Here is a 16,572-nt window from a genome sequence, read left to right on the forward strand (position 1 = left end):
GGTAGTGGCGGGTGGCGGGTCTGGCTGTCAGCGAGGCGACTTTCGGGTCGTATTCCCAGATGTAGGTATTTAGTTGGCGAAGTTGGCTGATCACCGCAAATGCGAAGAATATTTCCCGGTCGTTGCCCAGCTTCCGGGTGGGATGGTGAGGATCTTTTCGAAGGCGGCGTACGCCGGGGTGTGGGGCAGGTTGTCGTAGACGGCGAAGACCACCCGGTCGAACCGGTCGACCTCCCGCAGGGCCTCGGCGAAGGCGTTCGCAACCGTCGTCGGGTCGTTGCGGAACACGCCGCAGCCCCAGGCGCCGAGCACCAGGGTGCGGTGCCGGTGGGCGGCGGCGACCTGGAGTATCCGCCAGGCGCGGCGGTGTAGTACGGCTGGTACGTCGGCGGCGTGGGTGGGCTGGTTGCGCAGGATCGCGCCGAGGTTGGGGGCGGCGGCCGCCAGGAAGGTCGTCCGGTACGGCTGGTCGAGCAGATTTCCCTTGTCGTCGCGGAAGACGGGAACGTCCGGTGAGTAGATGACCCGGTCGCTGTAGCGTAGGTCCCGCTGCTCCCGGTGGAAGGTGTAGAAGTCGGGCGCGGCGAGTAGGCACGGGTAGAGGGCTGAGGCGCGGGCGATGCTTTCCTCCTGCGCCTTCGCGCCACCGAGGAATCCGCCGCCGGGGTTCTTGGCTGAGGCGAACACCAGGCATGCGGCGTCGCCGCCGAGCCGGCGGGCGGCCATCAGGGTCGATTCGCGGGTCACTTCGATTGTGGGTGCGGCGCCCGGTGCCGCGGTGATCGTGAGTGTCTCGTCGGGCAGGTGGTGGCGGGTGGCGGTGACGGCTGCGGTCACCGCCTCACCGATGGTGATCAGGTCGCCGGCCGGGTTGTGGTATTCGCCGGTCTCGGCGATGGTCACGGTCTGTCGGGCGATTTCCCGGAGTCGGCCGCTCATCGGGTTGGATATCGATCGGCTGGTTGTTGTCGCACGCCGGCAGGCTACCGACGTACCCGATGGGTGATCAACGGGTTTGACTCGGTGGGTGGCTAGCCGCGCTGGCTCGGGGAGGAGTACCGGCCGGCGCGGATCTCGCGTAGGGCCCGGCGGCGGGTGTCGCCGCGCAGCGTGTCGACGTAGAGGTGTCCGTTGAGGTGGTCGGTCTCGTGTTGCAGGGCGCGGGCAAGGAAGCCGCTGCCGGTGATGGTGAGTGGTTCGCCGTGCTGGTCGACGCCGTGGGCGGTGGCGTGCATGGCGCGGGGGGTCGGGAAGTAGAGGTCGGGGACGGAGAGGCAGCCCTCGTCGTCGTCCTGGAGTTCTTCGGAAAGTTCCAGGGTGGGGTTGATGAGGTGGCCGCGGTGTCCGTCGGCGTCGTAGACGAACACCCGGGCGTTGACCCCGATCTGTGGTGCGGCGACGCCGGCCCGTCCAGGAGCGCCCAGCATGGTGTCCATGAGGTCGGTGACCAGGTCACGCAGTTCGGCGTCGAAGGTGGTGACGGGCTCGCACGGAGTGCGTAGCACAGGGTCGCCGATGATCCGGATGGGCCGCATGGTCATGACCGAGAGGCTATCGGTTCGTTACCGGCGGGTGGTGCCCGACCCGTGGTCCGGTGCGGTGGGGGCGGCGGCCCGGCACCGGATGATCGCTTCGATTCTTCTTCCCAGGAGCGGAATACTGTACGGCGTACGGCGTGTTGTACGGCGTGCCGCACGGTCAGGGGTGCGGCGTGGGCGAGCCGGACGATGAGGCGGGGGGACGTGAATTGGCCGGACAGGTTGTGGGGATGGCCGACTGCGGGGTGGTGTTCGAGGCGGCGGACCCTCCTCGGGCGGGGACGATGGCGTTCTGGACGACCGGCGAGGCGGGGCCGCTCACCGTCGACGCTGGACAGCCGGGCGTGGTGACCGTGGTGTTGGCCGAGGCCGGCGAGGTCCGCTCCGGTGTGGTGCCGGCGGTGCGGATGCCGGTCGGCGAGGCGGTTCCGGCACTGCTCGCGGCGACCCGGTCCGGCGGCCAGCCAGCGCACCCGGCGGTGCAGTTCTGGGCGGCGGCGGCCCGGCTGGCCCTGCACCTGGTGGCCCGGCGGCGGATCCTGCCCGGGGTCTCCCCCGCCGGTGTCGACGCCTGGCGGGTCGGCCCGCTGGATCGGCACGACGTCACCCGGATCGCGGAGTTGGCCGCCGCGATGCCGGCGCTGGCCCGGGCCAACCCACTGCCGGACCGGGCGGCACTGGAATTGCCCGACGCGCAGCGCCTGCTGCGGGCGTTCCTGGACGCGGTCGCCGACACGATGCCCCGTACGACGGCACTGGCCAGGGCCACCGGTGCCACCGTGTTCGCCGGCACCGAGGCTCACCGGGTTCCTGACCTGCGGGCGTGGGCCGACGAGATCCGCGCTGGACACGACTCCGCGATCGAGGTCTCGCTGCGGCTGGAGACCACCGACGCGCAGATCGAACAGGCGGCACTGCGGGTCGTGGCGCAGGTGCACAGCCGTACCGACCCGGGTCGGGTCGCCGACGCCGGGCAGTTGTGGACCGCATCCGGGCACGGTTTCGGCGAGCCGGAGCGGGTCGACACGATTCTGGCCGTACGCCGGGCCGCGCGGCTGTGGCCGGTGCTGGGGCGGCTGCTGGACACCGCCGTCCCCGAGCCGCTGGTCCTCGGCGACGAGGAGGTCGCCGAACTGCTCGACGGGGTCGCCGACCGGCTCGCCGAGGCGGGGATCGCCGTGCACTGGCCCCGCGATCTGGTCCGGGAGTTGACTGCCGGTGTCGTGCTGGGCGGCCGGGACGGGCCACCGTCGGACGTGCCGGGTTTCTTCGGCGGGGACCGGGTGCTGTCGTTCGACTGGCAGCTGGCGTTGCGGGATCAGCCGTTGACCGAGGCCGAACTGGACGTGTTGGCTGAGGCGCACCGGCCGGTGGTGCGGCTACGTAACGAGTGGCTGCTGGTGGATCCCGAGCTGGTCCGCCGGGCCCGGGAGCGCCACCTGAAACCGTTGTCCGCCATCGATGCGCTTGGCGCGGCGTTGACCGGGTCGGTCGAGGTCGACGGAGAGCGGGTCGAGGTGGCCGCGAGCGGCTGGCTGGAGACGGTACGGCAGCGGCTGGCCGACGGGGGCGACGGTCACGAGGTGTCGGCGCCGGCCGGGTTGGCGGCCACACTGCGCGACTACCAGCTGCAGGGGTTGCGCTGGCTGGCGGGGCTGACGTCGATGGGGCTTGGTGGTTGCCTCGCCGACGACATGGGGCTCGGCAAGACGATCACCCTGATCGCGTTGCACCTGCACCGGCAGGCCGGAACTGCCCCGGCTGGCGGCGGGCCGACGCTGGTGGTCTGCCCTGCTTCCCTGCTGGGCAACTGGGAACGGGAGATCGGCCGGTTCGCCCCGGACACCCCGGTACGGCGGTACCACGGCGCCGGGCGGTCCCTGGACGGGATCAGCGACGACGGTGTTGTGCTGACCACGTACGCGACGATGCGGTTGGGCGTCGACCGGTTGGCGGCGGCCCGGTGGGGCCTGGTCGTGGCCGACGAGGCGCAGCACGCGAAGAACCCACTGTCGGGTACGGCGAAGGCGTTGCGGGCGATTCCGGCCGGTGCCCGGGTCGCGTTGACCGGCACGCCGGTGGAGAACAACCTCACCGAGCTGTGGTCGATCCTGGACTGGACCACCCCGGGGCTGCTGGGCACGCTCACCGGGTTCCGGGCCCGCTGGGCGCGGCCGATCGAGGCCGACCGGGACGCCGAGGTGACTGCCCGGCTGTCCCGGCTGGTGCGACCGTTCCTGCTGCGTCGCCGCAAGTCCGATCCGGGAATCGCTCCGGAGCTGCCGGCCAAGACGGTGACCGATCGGCCGGTGTCGCTGACCGTCGAGCAGGCCGGCCTGTACGAGGCGGTGGTGCGGGAGGTCATGGCGCAGATTCGGGACAGTGACGGGATGGCCCGACGTGGGCTGATCGTGAAGCTGCTCACCGGGTTGAAGCAGATCTGCAACCATCCCGCCCAGTACCTGAAGGAGCCGCAGCCACGGTTGGTGGGCCGGTCGGGCAAGCTGGAACTGCTCGACGAACTGTTGGACGTCATCCTGCCGGCCGGCGGGGCGGTGCTGGTGTTCACCCAGTACGTGGCGATGGCGCGGCTCATCGAACGGCACCTGCGGGATCGGGGTGTCGCGGCCCAACTGCTGCACGGCGGCACTCCGGTGGCCAGGCGGGAGGAGTTGGTCGGCCGGTTCCAGGACGGCGAGGTGCCGGTGTTCCTGCTGTCGTTGAAGGCGGCTGGCACCGGGTTGAACCTCACCCGGGCCGACCATGTCGTGCACTACGACCGGTGGTGGAATCCGGCGGTGGAGCAGCAGGCAACCGACCGGGCGTACCGGATCGGTCAGACCCGGCCGGTGCAGGTGCACCGGCTGGTCGCCGAGGGCACCGTGGAGGACCGGATCGCCGCGATGCTGGCCGCCAAGCAGGACCTGGCCGATGCGGTGTTGGGAGCCGGGGAGGCGGCGTTGACCGAGTTGACCGACGCCGAACTGGCGGAACTGGTCGAGTTGCGGAGGGCACCGTGAGTACGTTCGACGACGGGTTGGTGCGTGGTTTCCCGGCGTTCCCGCCGACCGGGCGCGGCGGGCGTCGGGCCCGCACCTGGTGGGGCACCGCCTGGGTGCGGGCGTTGGAGGACACGGCCCTGGATCGGGAGCCGCTGCGGCAGGGCCGACGGTACGCCGGCAGCGGCCGGGTCAGGGCGATCACGGTCTCCCCCGGCCGGATTGCCGCGCTGGTGCACGACACCACCGAGGACGTCGACTACCAGACCCGGGTACGGGTCGAACCGCTGACCGACGCCGAGTGGGACCGGTTTCTCGACGAGGTGGCGGGCCGGGCCGGGTACGTCGCGGCGCTGCTGGACCGGGAGATGCCCTGCGAGTTGGTGGCTGCCGCCGACGATGCAGGGGTACGGCTGCTGGGTGACCTGCACCCGGACTGCGACTGTCCGGACTGGGAGTTTCCGTGCCGGCACGCCGCCGCCTTGTGCTACCAGGTGTCCTGGCTGCTCGACGCCGACCCGTTCGTGTTGCTGCTGATCCGGGGCCGCAGCGAGCAGCAGGTGCGCGACGCGGTGCGGCGGCGCAGTGTGCGGGTGGGACAGACTACTGCTGCTCCGGCCGGAGCGGACACTGATGGCGGCGCGGCCGGGCGGGATGTCGGGTCGGGCACGCCAGCGCTCGAGGCGTACGCCCGGCCGGTGTCGTCGCTGCCCGTCGACCCGCCCGCTCCGACCGGTGGTGGAACGTGGCCCGGCGTACCGGCCGCACCGGGGGTGGAACCGGCCGCCCTGCGGATGCTCGCCGTCGACGCCTCGGCCCGGGCCGGGCAGCTGCTCGACTGGAACGGGATCGGCAACCCGCCCGGGGAGACCGACCTGTGGCGCGAGAGTGTGCGGCTGGCCGCGTCGTATCCGGACGCTGCGGTGTCGGCCCGGTTGTGCCGGGCCGGTGGCTGGGTCCCGGTGGACCTGGCGCGAGCCGCCCGGGCCTGGGAGTACGGCGGGGCCGCCGGCCTGGACGTGTTGGAGACGCCGGTCAGCCCACCGAGGGCGGTGCTGGCTCGGGCCGCAACAGTTTTGGCCAGGGGTTGGGACGGCGAGGATTCGCCGGAGGTGACGGTGTGGCGGAACCGGTGGACGCTGCCCGGGCGGGGGGTGCAGGTGCGCTATGGGCAAGACGGCCGCTGGTATCCGTACCGGGAGGAGCAGCCTGGGGACTGGTGGCCGGCCGGGACGGCCCGGCCCGATCCGGCCGCCGCGTTCGCCGAGCTGCTCGACGGATGACCGGCGGGTGGGTCGCGACGGAATCGACTGTCCGGAAGCCGTTCACAGACGCGGAATTCGCGCGTATGGTGACGGGTGTCGATGTAGTCGAACCCCGACCGGAGGTGTGACCATGCTGAAGCGTGCCTACCTGACCGTGGCTGACAAGCTCGGGTTCGTTCGCAAGGACCTCGCCGGGTTCTACCCCTGGCACTAAGGTCCAGACCGGTAGCAGGGCTCGTGATCGGGTCGGATGCCCACGCATCCGGCCCGATCGTCGTTTGTGTGGCCGGTGGAAGGACATGGCGATGACCGCAGACGGGCTGCGCCGGCCGGTGAGCACCGGGCTGTCCCGGGTGGACCTGGTGGACCGCTACGAGCGGGACCGGTTGGGCACCCTGCTGGAGCTCACCCGCGAGTACGGCCCGATGGTGGAGGCTGCCCCCGGCACGATCCTGGTCACCGACCCGACCGCGGCACACGAGATCTACCAGCGCACCAACACCGACTTCCTCATGTCGCTGGACGCGTTGCTCGACGACACCGACGCGCGGCGCGGCACAGACAGTCTCGACCGGTGGATGGTGACCCGTCGGGCCGCGTTGGCGGCCATCGGTCGGGAGTCGTTGGCCACACACGCCACGTGGCTCGACGGTGAACTGTCGGCCCTCGCCGACCGGTGGCTGGCCGACGGCTTCGTCGACGATCCGGTGCTGGAGCTGCGCGAGTTGACCCTGCGGTCGTTCAGCCGGTTCTGCTTCGGCACCCGCGACGCCACCGGGTTACGGGGCCGACTTGTCGCGCTCGACGTGGCCCTGCGCAGAGTGCAGTCCAGTCCACTGCGGGTTCCGGTGTTCGGTCGACTCTTGCCCCGGCACCGGCGGGCCCGGCAGGCCCGGCAGGATCTGGCCACCGAGATCTCCCGGGCCTTGGCGAGTCCCGGGTCGGGTGGTCTGGCTGAGGCATTCGTCGGTGTCGGCACCGACCAACCCGGCGTGGTACGGATGTTGTTGGCCACCGCCACCGCCGCGTACGGGGTGCCCGCCGCCGCCATCGGTTGGGTCCTGCACGAACTGTCGGCCAACCCGGAGGTTGCCGAGCAGGTGGCGCAGGCCGGGGCCGGGACTGGATACGCCAATCCACCGCCGCTCGTCGACCGCGTGGTCGACGAGTGTCTCCGGCTGTGGCCGCCGACCTGGTTGGTCTACCGGAGCACTGACCGCGACCAGACGTGCGCCGGGTGGCTGCTGCCGGCCGGTTCGGCGGTGATGCTCAGCCCGTTCGTGACCCACCGCACCGCTACCTGCTACGACGAACCGGAGCGGTTCCGGCCCGAGCGGTGGTGCACACTCACCCCACCGCGGGGCGCGTTCACTCCGTTCGGTGCGGGTCCCCGCTGGTGTCTGGGTGCCCGGTTCGCGAAGCTCGAACTGACCCGGGCGGCGACGATCCTGACTGGCCGGCTCCGGTTCTCCCCCGCCGGGAACGGCGTACAGCGCGACGTCCGAGGCACCCTCACCCCGGTCGGCCTCAGGCTGACCGTGACCCCACGCTGAATCCGACGATTCTGGAGGTGTCTGATCGTGTCCCGTGAACAGCGTCGCCGCCGTGGTGCACTGGCCGTGCTGGCTGGTGCGGTGGTGGCGATCCTCGCTGCCACCACCGCACCAGCCACTGCCGCACCACAACCGACCGGCGGGTCGCACCAGCAGTGGCTGGCCCACCGGCTGGCCAACAGCGTCGACCCCGGTACGGTGCTGGACACTCTGCGGAAGCTGGAACGGTACGCCGTCACCGGTGACGGCAGCCGCGAAGCCGGCAGCGAAGGGTTCGACCGTTCGCTGCGCCTGTTCACCGAGCGGCTGACGAGGGCCGGTTATCGGGTGAGCACGCAGGACGTTCCGTACCGGGCGTTCGCATTCGACGCGGAGACGCTCGTGCCGGCCGCAGGTGCGCCGGTGCGGATCCTGATGGCGCACTACTCGGTGTCGACACCGGCCGGTGGACTGTCCGCGCCGCTGGTGCCGGTCGACCCGAGCGGCACCGACCCGGCGGTCGGTTGCGCGGCCGCCGACTACCCGGCGCAGGTCGCCGGCACGGTAGTCCTGGTCCGTACCGGCGGCTGTGTCAGCGTCGACAAAGCTGTCGCGGCCACCGCCGCCGGTGCTCGCGCGATCGTCATGTACGACGTGACCCCCACCGCCCCGGGTAGCGTGTTGCGGCGGCGGGCGACCGGCGCGAGCATCCCGATGGCGTTCGTCAGCAACGCCGACGCGGACGCGTTGATCGATGCCGCGGGTGGCGGGGCGCTGCCGGTGACGCTGGAGTTGCGGGGCCGGGAGTTCGACGACGTCACCGTCAACCTGTTCGCCGAGACCACCGGCGGCCGGGCTGACAGCGTGGTGATGGCCGGGGCGCACCTGGACAGCGGTCACGACGGGCCGGGAATCAACGACAACGGCTCCAGCGCCGCCGCGTTGCTGGAGACCGCGCTGCGCCTCGCGCCGTACCAGGGAACGGTGCGTAACCGGGTCCGGTTCGCCTTCTGGGGCGCTGAGGAACTGGTCAACCTCGGCTCCACGTACTACGTGCAGACGTTGCCGGCGCAGCAGTTGGCGCGGATCCGGTTGTACCTGAACTACGAGATGATCGCCTCGTCGAACTTCGTCCGGTTCGTCATGGACGGGGACGACAGCGACCATCCTGACGTGGGGCTGCCGGCCGGGCCGGTCGGCTCCGGGCAGGTCGAGGCGGTGGTGAAGCAGGCGTACGCGACGCTGGGGCTACCCGTGAAGACGGTGGACCTGGGAAATGTCCGTTCCGACAACGAGCCGTTCATGGCGGTCGGTGTCCCGATGGGTGGGGCGCACGGCGGGTCGCGTGGGGTGAAGACCGCTGACGAGGCGCGGGTGTTCGGCGGTGTGGCCGGCCAGTTCTACGACCCGTGCTACCACCAGCCGTGCGACACGGTGTCGAGCCTGCACCTGGGCGCGTTGGGGCAGGTGACCCGGGCGATGGCGTGGACGGTGGGCCGGTTCGCGATCACTGCCGACGACGTGCCCGGACGGTCGTAACCGGTCAACGTCGTACGGCTTTCAGTGGAGTGATCGGCTTCGGATCGTGAGCGGTTCGCCGAGCACTTGGTATCGTGTGTCATGAATTCGCTCGGCTGGGGCCTGGGCATGATCGGTGCACTCATCCTGTGCGTTCTCGGGTTGGCTGTGGTTCTGCTGCGTCGCCGGTATCTCGTGGTGACGGTCAGAGGAACCAGCATGGAACCCACCCTCAGGTCCGGGGACCGGGTGCTGGTTCGACGTGTCATGGTGGCTGCGGTCCGCGTCGGCGACGTCGTGGTGCTACGTAACCCCCAGTCCGAGCAGCCTGCCACAGCGTCTGTGCTGCCTCAGGCAGTCACCGACCGCATGCCGGGGAATACTGTCGACTTGTCGTCGATGGTGCCCTGGATAATCAAACGGGTCCGTGCCGTGCCGGGGGATGCGGTGCCCAGGGCAGAGGTCGAGAGTCTACGGGAGGCCGTCGGATCGGCCGTGCCGGTGGGCAGTCTCGTGCTGCTAGGAGACAATCCTGCTGCCAGCTTCGACTCCCGGCAGTGGGGTTACTACGCCGAGGAGCATCTGCTTGGTGTCGTGGCCCGGCGAGTTGACGCGCCCAGCGGTGATCCGAAGCCGCATATATCTCGCGCTTAGCTGTCCATATATCTCCGCCGGCTAGCGTCCAGTTCCTGTTGGACGCCAGAGTGGAGGCGGGTCATGGAGGGCTTGGCTGTTGGTGCCGAAGCGCTGCTCTGTGTGGTGTTCGGCGTCGCCGCCTCAGCGAAACTACACAGCCGGGATGCGCTCGATACCTTTGCCCGGGGACTGTTCGACCTCAGGATGCTGGCCCGATGGGCGGTTCAACCCGTCGCCGTCCTGGTGGCGATCATTGAGGCGGCCGTGTCCGTTGCGTTGTTGGTCGCGTGCCTTGGTCAGCTCGGCCTGCCGCTGGGGGCGGACGTGGCGGTCCTCGGGACGGCAGCACTCACGGTGGGATTGGGATTCCTGTGCTGCCTCACCGCCACGATCATGCTGGCCCTACGACGTGGCGTACGGGCGGCGTGTCCCTGCTTCGGCCGCTCTGCGGTGCCACTGGGGCGCCGGCACGTCATCCGTAACAGCGGACTGGTGTCGGTCGCGGTCATCGGCATCGTCGGACATCTCGTGGTGCCGTCATCCACACCACCAGTCGGGGGGCTCCTGGTCGCGGTCCTGGCCGGGCTGGTCCTCGCCTGGCCGTTCGTCTTCTTCGACGAGATGGTCGGGCTGTTCGCGCCGGTCGATGCCGCCGACGACACCACCAGAATCCGGAATTGAGGAACCAGATGTCATACGTGGTCGCGGCCCTGGCCGTGCTGGCAACCTTCTCCGTATTTCAAGTTGTTCTGGTCGCCGGACTGCTGCGGCGGGTCAACGAACTGTCAGGCAGGCTCACCCAACTCAGCCAGGATGGACCGGTCTCACTCGACCGGATGGTTCCGGCCGGCTCAGCACCGGCGCAGTTCACCACTTCTACCGTGGACCAGGAACTCGTCACCAGCCAGACCCTTACCGTGCCGACGCTTCTGGGTTTCTTCACTCCCGGCTGCAAGCCATGCACCGCACAGCTCCCGCACTTTGTCGAGCGCGCAGGCGCAACACCGGGCGGTCGGGCACACGTCTTGGCGGTGATCACCGATGCGCCGGGGACGCGAGAGTACGTCGCTCGACTCAGCCCGGTCGCCCAGGTGGTCATCGAAGAACCGAATGGACCGGTCGCGACGGCGTTCGGGCTCAAGGGGACACCGGCCTTTGCTCTCCTGGGTGAGCGGTCGACCGTGACGGCGTCGGCCATCACGGTCGCTGGTCTGCCCTCGGCGGTGCCGGCGTGACCGGTAAGGAAAGCCGCAAGACGGATGAATCCGGCCTCCGACTTGCCGTTGCCGCAGTATTACTGGGCCTGCGGGCCGGCCCAGGACACGTCCTCGCCCAATTTGTCGGTTCCGTGCTTGTTGGTGCCGCGCCGATCGCAGTGGCCTGGCTGACCAAGCTCGTGATCGACACGTTGGTGGCGGCACGGCCCGAGCGGCTCGTGACCGTTGTCCGGCTCGTCGTCGCCCTGTCCGTCGTCGGAATTGTGGCCGCCGTCCTACCGCAGTTGGGACGCTACCTCAATGAGGAGTTGAACCGCCGGGTACAGCTGATCGTTCAGCAACGCCTCTACCTGGCTGTCGAACGCCAACCGGGACTGCGCCGACTTGAGGATCCGCGGTTTCACGACCGGCTACGCCTTGCCGAGCAGTCCGGCAGGGACGGACCGAGTCAGGTGCTGCAGAGCATCGCGGGCCTGACCCAGAGCGGCGTCACCCTGGGCGGCTTCGTCATCACCCTATTTGCGCTCAGCCCGGTCATAACCCTGACAGTGGTCCTCGCCGCACTACCGGTGTTCGCATCCGAGATGTCCCTCAGCCGCCGAAGAGCGGCGGTGCTGTGGCGGATCGGCCCCACCGAGCGCCGTGCGTTCTTCTACACGAGCCTGCTCACCGACCTACAAGCCGCGAAGGAGATACGGCTGTTCGGCATCGGCGCGTACCTGCGCGGCCGGATGCTCGACGAACTGCGCACCAGTAACCGGTTCCGACGGCGGCTGGACCTGCGGGTGCTGCGAACCCAGGGCACCCTGGCGCTGCTGTCCGCGACCGTGTCCGGCGGCGGCCTGCTCTGGGCAGCCGCCGAGGCGCGCTCGGGTCGGCTCAGCGTGGGTGACCTCACGCTGTTCATCGCGGCGGTGGCCAGCACCCAGGGCACCCTGCGCGGGCTCGTCACCAGCTTCATCGGCATGCACCAGGCGATCCTGTTGTTCGACCACTACCAGGCTGTGGTGCGCATGCCACCGGACCTCCCGGTCCCGGCACCGACCCGGGCCGTGTCGCCGCTCAGTGAGGGCATCGAGCTGCGCGGCGTGTGGTTCCGCTACAGCGACGACCAGCCGTGGATCCTTCGTGACCTGAATCTTCGTATCCCCCGGGGACAGGCGGTGGGAGTGGTGGGACGCAACGGCGCGGGCAAGTCCACGCTGGTCAAGCTGCTCTGCCGGTTCTATGACCCGCAGCGGGGCAGCGTGCTCTGGGACGGGGTCGACATCAGGGAGTTTGACCCGGCGGAGCTACGGACCCGGCTGAGCGTCGTGTTCCAGGACTTCATGTGTTACGACATGAGCGCCGTCGAGAACATCACCATTGGCGATCTGACCGCTGCGGCTGATCGGCCGAGAATTCAGGCGGCAGCTCAACGGGCCGGTGCGCACGAGGCGTTACTGGCCCTCCCCCGTGGCTACGAGACCGTGCTCAGCCGGGTGTTCTTCGACGGTGACGACCGTGACGGCGCTCTGCTCTCCGGCGGACAGTGGCAGCGTGTGGCGTTGGCGCGGGCGTTGCTCCGGGAGACCAGTGATCTGCTCATCCTCGACGAACCGAGTTCAGGACTTGATGCGGTCGCCGAGCATGAGATCCACACCCAACTACGCGCGTACCGGGCCGGCCGAACCAGCCTGCTGATCTCTCATCGACTGGGCGCGATCCGTGACGCAGACCGGATCGTCGTGCTGTCCGCAGGCCGCATCGTCGAGGAAGGAACCCACGACACGCTCATAGCGGCTGGCGGCGGCTACGCACAGATGTTCACGTTGCAGGCGAGCGGCTATCAGGATTCGGCCGGTCTGGCTGGCGAGCCACCTTCGCTTGCTCGGCCGCGAACAGCCTGACCAGATCCGACCTGCGGTACGCGCCATCGGCCGGGCAGTCCGTCAACAGCCGCTCCCGCACCAACCGTCCGAGGGCTGCCTCCGTGGCCGACACGCTGACCCCCAGCCGCGCGGCGACCTCGGCGGCGTACAGCTTGCCGGCCGGGATCAGCCCCATGTGTTCGAAGATGCGGGTGGCGAGTCGGTCGATCGGGCGGCAACTGTCGAGCAGACATCGGTAGCTGCTCCACAGCGCGGACCGCACAGAGAGATGCTCGAACTCCAGTTCAGTCAGCCGGGTCCTTTCGTCGACAAGCCGACCAGCGTACGTCGAGAGCGGCAGGTCCGGACGAGCTGCCAGTATTCCACCGACGATGGTGACGGCCAGTGGACGTCGCTCGCACAGGTCGACCAGTTGGCGGCCTGCACCGGGTTCCTCACGGACCCGGTTGTCGAGCAGGATCTGGTCGAGTAACGCCAGGGCCTGTGTGGACGGCAGGTCACGAAGGTCCAAGCGATGTCCGGTCACCGTGGGTGCGAGCACCCGGCGCGAGGTCAGCAACACCAGCGAGTGGGGTCCGGCGGGTATCAGCTCCTTGATCTGCCGGAATTCGGCGATGTTGTCCAGGATGATCAGAAGTCTCCGGGCGGCCATCAGCGAGCGGAGTCGGGCTGTCGCCGCCGGCCACGGCAGACTCGGAGCGCGGTCGTCACCCAACGCGGTGAGTAGGGAGTTGAGTGTGTCGACGGGCGTCAACGGGGGCCGGTCAGACCGGGTACCCAACAGGTCCAGGTAGACCTGCCCGTCAGGAAAACGATCGGCGTGCTCATGGGCGGCACGCAGCGCGAGGGCGGACTTCCCCACCCCCGGGGGACCGCTGATCGCCACGACCGCGGGGGCCTCGGCCACCCGGCCGGTCAGTATCCGGTCGAGCTGCGCGCACTCTGCTTCCCGACCAACGAAGGGCACCGGCGCGGCGGGCAACTGCCGCGGCACCACCGAGACCAGGGGTGCCGTCGCCGCGCGCTCCGCGGACGGATGGTCGAGTATCCGGAGCCCCTCGTTGCTGGTCAGTCGGGGATCTCGCTGGAGGATCGCACACTGGAGCCGCGCCAGGCTCGCGCTCGGCTCGATCCCAAGACCATCCACCAAGGCCTTGCGCACCTGCTCATAGGCGGCCAACCCGGCGACAGCGTCCCCGGAACGGTAGAGGGCGAGCATGAGCAGTTCCCAGGCCCGCTCCCGATAGGGATGATCTATCAGGAACTGGCGTAACCGTCCAATGACCCTCCAGCAGTCACCGAGCGCCAGCAGCGCCTCCACGTGGTCCTCCTCCACGCCCAGCCGGCACTCATCCAGAGCCACCAGGTAGGAGTCCAACACTGCGGAGCGGGCCACGTTCTCCGCCGCTTTGCCTCGCCAGAGTCGGCGTGCCTGATCGAGTAGGTGTCTCGCCCCGCTCCAGTCCATCCTGCGCAGCGCTTCCCTGCCCTCCGTGGCCAGCACCTCGAACTGGCGTACATCCAGTTCTTTCTGCTCCACCCGCAGTTGGTAGCGTCCGTTGTCGGCGATGAGCCGGGCCGAGTAGACGTCACCGGACCGCCGGAGCGCGGCCCGGATGCTGGCGGCATAGTTGCGCAGGTTGGCGATGGCCGAGGGGGGCGGTTGTTCCTCCCACAACGAGTCCGTGAGCCTGTCCAGAGAAACCGCCTCGTTGGGGTTGAGCAGCAGCATCGCGAGGAAAGCCCGGGCTTTGGGGCCACCGATATTGACGTTCACGCCATGCGCCAGCATTTCCACAGGTCCGAGCAGTCGAAGGTACAGCGCCATAGACTCCCCCGTGCCTTTTACCGTCTCCCTGCCGACGACTGATTTCGACAGTCACCCGACGATGCGAAAAGAACACATCGCAATGGGATACGAGATTTTGGCAAAGCATAGCCACACGGCGTGTCCTCACACCGTGTACGACTGTTCGGACTTGTTCGGAACCGTTCGTTCCCGGATACGGGTCGGCGGACCCCATCACCGATGGGGTCCGCCGAATGCGTGGGATCAGCCTGCGCAGGTGCTGCAGCCCTTCTCGATGGTCCGGTGCTGCCCTTCGCAGTTGTAGTGCTCGACGACCTGGTCGAGCCAGAGCGTTCCGCACGGGTCGCAGGTGGTGCCCAGGTAGCGACAGGCCAGAGTCGAGGCCGCGTCGGCGGTGATGCTGGGGCTCACGAGTCGCATGACTCGATCGCTGATTGTGGCGAGAAGCCGCATGACCTTTGCCGTCCTTCCGGTTGACCGATGGGAATACAACGTATCGACCGCAGCTATATGCGACATAAGAATGCGCTACACGTATTCCCGATCATTAGAGGGAAGGGCCCGGCCAGGGCGGCGCGGTAGATTACCGGTCGGCCAGGGCGGCGCGGACCGGGGCGGCCTTGGCCGCCGCCTCGGCCACCTCGGCGTGCGGTTCGCTGCCCCAGGTGATCCCGCCGCCGGCCCACAGGTGGACCCGGTCGGCGTCGACCGCGACGGTGCGGATGGTCAGCCCCAGGTCGATGCGGTCGGTTCCGACCCAGCCGAACGCACCCATGCTGGCCCCCCGGCCGACGGGCTCCAGGGCGGCGATCTGGGCCAGCGCGGCGAGTTTGGGAGCGCCGGTGACCGAGCCGCCGGGGCAGACCGCTCGGAGCAGGTCGGCCAGGTCGACACCGTCGGCGAGCTCCGCCGATACCGTCGACTCCGCCTGCCACAGGTCACACCAGCGGCGTACGGCGTACAGCTCGTCGACCCGTACCGACCCGGTACGGGCCACCTGGGCCAGGTCGTTGCGTTCCAGGTCGACGATCATGACGTGTTCGGCCCGTTCCTTGGCCGAGGCGAGCAGTTCCCGGTGGCCGGTTCCGGTGGCCGGCCGGGTGCCCTTGATCGGCCGGGTCACTGCTCGTCCGCCGGTGACCTCGACCAGGGTTTCCGGTGAGGCGCAACCGATGGCCCAGCCGGGGCCGGTGAGCACCCCGCCATAGCGGGCACCGGGTAGCCGGCTGAGCCGGGCCAGAGCGGGCCGGGGATCACCGGCGTACGGCGCGGCGCTGTGGCCGACCACGTTGACCTGGTAGACGTCACCTCGGCCGATGGCTGCCCGGGCCGCCTCGACGGCGTCGGCGTGCTGCTGTTCTGTCCAACTGGGCCGCCAGGGCCCGAGCCGCCAGCTGGTCGGCGTACCTCCGGTGGTGGTGGACGGGTCGGGATGCGCCCGGTGTTCGTAGACCACCACCACCAGGTCGGGTACGGCCGGCGCCGGGCTGGGCGGGCCGGCGGGGCCGCCGGCCAGGATCGCGCCGGCGGCGGCGGAGACGAACATCGCCGCTCCGCACGGTACGGCTGGATCATGGGCGGCGGTGTGGGGCCGGGCGACAGCAGGAAGGTTCCCGGTCAACTGTCCGGCGAGCCCGTGACCGGTCAGGAATTCGCCGGCCAGGTCGGCCGGGTCGCCGCCGTCACCGACCCACCACTGCAGCCGGTCACGTTCCCGGAGGGAACCGGCACACAACGGTGGTACGACTGCCGGGGCTGTCAGTGTTCGCACGACGAGTGGACCTATCTGCCTCATCCGTTGGGTGGATTCTCCCGGGTTGCTGTCGGATATTGCTCGATGTAGTGCGGTTTCGCTTGGTACTGTGCGTCACTGGTCATGTGAACCATGCCACAGCACCCCCCACACTCCGGAGAACCCCGATGTGCCAGCACCAGCCCACCTGTCCCTCCGCCGAAGCAACCGACCGAGATGCCGCCCGGGTCATCGCCTGCTTTCCTGAGCAGGGATGGAGCCTGCTCTGCAACGGTGTGATCGTGTTCGAGGACACCGGTGAGCTGCTGCCCGACGGCAGTCCGATCGCACCACACCGCGGTCCAGCCCGACACGCCCTAGCCGCCTGATCCCACTACTGGCGGTAGTCGCCGTCGTTGTCGACGGCGACGAAACGGGCGGGCCCACGACCGGA

At 69.4% G+C, this 16,572-nt stretch carries 14 protein-coding genes; 9 read left to right on the plus strand and 5 right to left on the minus strand.

Annotated features, from left to right (window positions below; translation table 11 throughout):
* Positions 1-90: 90 nt before the first annotated feature.
* Positions 91-939: a TIGR02452 family protein gene (locus FHR38_RS30130; RefSeq protein ID WP_184538549.1), complete on the minus strand. Its 849-nt coding sequence runs from the start codon at positions 937-939 to the stop codon at positions 91-93.
* A 92-nt stretch (positions 940-1,031) separates the two neighbouring features.
* Positions 1,032-1,541 (minus strand): peptide deformylase, encoded by a 510-nt coding sequence (def, locus tag FHR38_RS30135; RefSeq protein WP_184538550.1) that lies wholly within the window; start codon positions 1,539-1,541, stop codon positions 1,032-1,034.
* A 227-nt stretch (positions 1,542-1,768) separates the two neighbouring features.
* Between def and FHR38_RS30140 the strand changes: the two genes are divergently transcribed.
* The 8 genes from FHR38_RS30140 (at position 1,769) to FHR38_RS30175 (ending at position 12,594) form a co-directional block, all read left to right on the plus strand.
* Positions 1,769-4,558: an SCO1167/SCO6262 family helicase gene (locus tag FHR38_RS30140; protein WP_221449253.1), complete on the plus strand. Its 2,790-nt coding sequence runs from the start codon at positions 1,769-1,771 to the stop codon at positions 4,556-4,558.
* Entirely contained in the window at positions 4,555-5,820 is a 1,266-nt protein-coding gene (locus tag FHR38_RS30145; RefSeq protein WP_184538551.1) for an SWIM zinc finger family protein, read from the plus strand. Before FHR38_RS30140 ends, FHR38_RS30145 begins: the two co-directional genes overlap by 4 nt.
* Positions 5,821-6,107: 287 nt before the next feature.
* On the plus strand, positions 6,108-7,355 hold the full coding sequence (locus tag FHR38_RS30150; protein WP_184538553.1) for a cytochrome P450: 1,248 nt from the start codon (positions 6,108-6,110) through the stop codon (positions 7,353-7,355).
* A gap of 27 nt (positions 7,356-7,382) precedes the next feature.
* Entirely contained in the window at positions 7,383-8,873 is a 1,491-nt protein-coding gene (locus FHR38_RS30155) for a M28 family peptidase (protein ID WP_221449254.1), read from the plus strand.
* Between the two features lie 81 nt (positions 8,874-8,954).
* Complete coding sequence (locus tag FHR38_RS30160) at positions 8,955-9,506, plus strand: S26 family signal peptidase (RefSeq protein WP_221449255.1); 552 nt, start codon at positions 8,955-8,957, stop codon at positions 9,504-9,506.
* Between the two features lie 63 nt (positions 9,507-9,569).
* A complete protein-coding gene (locus FHR38_RS30165) occupies positions 9,570-10,169 on the plus strand; it encodes a MauE/DoxX family redox-associated membrane protein (RefSeq protein WP_184538555.1) in 600 nt (199 codons plus the stop codon).
* 8 nt (positions 10,170-10,177) lie between these two features.
* Positions 10,178-10,723, plus strand: coding sequence for a TlpA family protein disulfide reductase (locus FHR38_RS30170; protein ID WP_184538557.1), 546 nt, complete (start codon positions 10,178-10,180; stop codon positions 10,721-10,723).
* Positions 10,720-12,594: an ABC transporter ATP-binding protein gene (locus FHR38_RS30175; RefSeq protein WP_184538559.1), complete on the plus strand. Its 1,875-nt coding sequence runs from the start codon at positions 10,720-10,722 to the stop codon at positions 12,592-12,594. Before FHR38_RS30170 ends, FHR38_RS30175 begins: the two co-directional genes overlap by 4 nt.
* On the opposite strand, the gene FHR38_RS30180 is transcribed toward FHR38_RS30175, so the two are convergent.
* The 3 genes from FHR38_RS30180 to FHR38_RS30190 all read right to left on the minus strand — a co-directional run bounded on the left by FHR38_RS30180 (position 12,512) and on the right by FHR38_RS30190 (position 16,181).
* Positions 12,512-14,404 carry an AfsR/SARP family transcriptional regulator gene (locus tag FHR38_RS30180; protein ID WP_184538561.1) on the minus strand — a complete coding sequence of 631 codons (1,893 nt, stop codon included), beginning with the start codon at positions 14,402-14,404 and terminating at the stop codon, positions 12,512-12,514. The genes FHR38_RS30175 and FHR38_RS30180 overlap by 83 nt on opposite strands.
* Positions 14,405-14,629: 225 nt before the next feature.
* Positions 14,630-14,806 (minus strand): hypothetical protein, encoded by a 177-nt coding sequence (locus FHR38_RS30185; protein ID WP_184538563.1) that lies wholly within the window; start codon positions 14,804-14,806, stop codon positions 14,630-14,632.
* Positions 14,807-14,969: 163 nt separating this feature from the next.
* On the minus strand, positions 14,970-16,181 hold the full coding sequence (locus FHR38_RS30190; protein WP_184538565.1) for a chorismate-binding protein: 1,212 nt from the start codon (positions 16,179-16,181) through the stop codon (positions 14,970-14,972).
* Positions 16,182-16,306: 125 nt separating this feature from the next.
* On the opposite strand from FHR38_RS30190, the gene FHR38_RS30195 reads away from it, so the two are divergent.
* Positions 16,307-16,507, plus strand: coding sequence for a DUF5999 family protein (locus FHR38_RS30195; RefSeq protein WP_184538567.1), 201 nt, complete (start codon positions 16,307-16,309; stop codon positions 16,505-16,507).
* Positions 16,508-16,572: the final 65 nt, after the last annotated feature.

This window comes from Micromonospora polyrhachis, from assembly GCF_014203835.1.
Classification (GTDB): Bacteria; Actinomycetota; Actinomycetes; order Mycobacteriales; family Micromonosporaceae; genus Micromonospora_H; species Micromonospora_H polyrhachis.

Coding starts and splice junctions, on each gene's coding strand:
- FHR38_RS30185 (WP_184538563.1), bottom strand. CDS start 14,806: ATGCGACTCGTGAGCCCCAGCATCACCGCCGACGCGGCCTCGACTCTG.
- FHR38_RS30130 (WP_184538549.1), bottom strand. CDS start 939: ATGAGCGGCCGACTCCGGGAAATCGCCCGACAGACCGTGACCATCGCC.
- FHR38_RS30140 (WP_221449253.1), top strand. CDS start 1,769: ATGGCCGACTGCGGGGTGGTGTTCGAGGCGGCGGACCCTCCTCGGGCG.
- FHR38_RS30195 (WP_184538567.1), top strand. CDS start 16,307: ATGTGCCAGCACCAGCCCACCTGTCCCTCCGCCGAAGCAACCGACCGA.
- FHR38_RS30190 (WP_184538565.1), bottom strand. CDS start 16,181: ATGAGGCAGATAGGTCCACTCGTCGTGCGAACACTGACAGCCCCGGCA.
- FHR38_RS30165 (WP_184538555.1), top strand. CDS start 9,570: ATGGAGGGCTTGGCTGTTGGTGCCGAAGCGCTGCTCTGTGTGGTGTTC.
- FHR38_RS30180 (WP_184538561.1), bottom strand. CDS start 14,404: ATGGCGCTGTACCTTCGACTGCTCGGACCTGTGGAAATGCTGGCGCAT.
- FHR38_RS30160 (WP_221449255.1), top strand. CDS start 8,955: ATGAATTCGCTCGGCTGGGGCCTGGGCATGATCGGTGCACTCATCCTG.
- FHR38_RS30150 (WP_184538553.1), top strand. CDS start 6,108: ATGACCGCAGACGGGCTGCGCCGGCCGGTGAGCACCGGGCTGTCCCGG.
- FHR38_RS30170 (WP_184538557.1), top strand. CDS start 10,178: ATGTCATACGTGGTCGCGGCCCTGGCCGTGCTGGCAACCTTCTCCGTA.
- def (WP_184538550.1), bottom strand. CDS start 1,541: ATGACCATGCGGCCCATCCGGATCATCGGCGACCCTGTGCTACGCACT.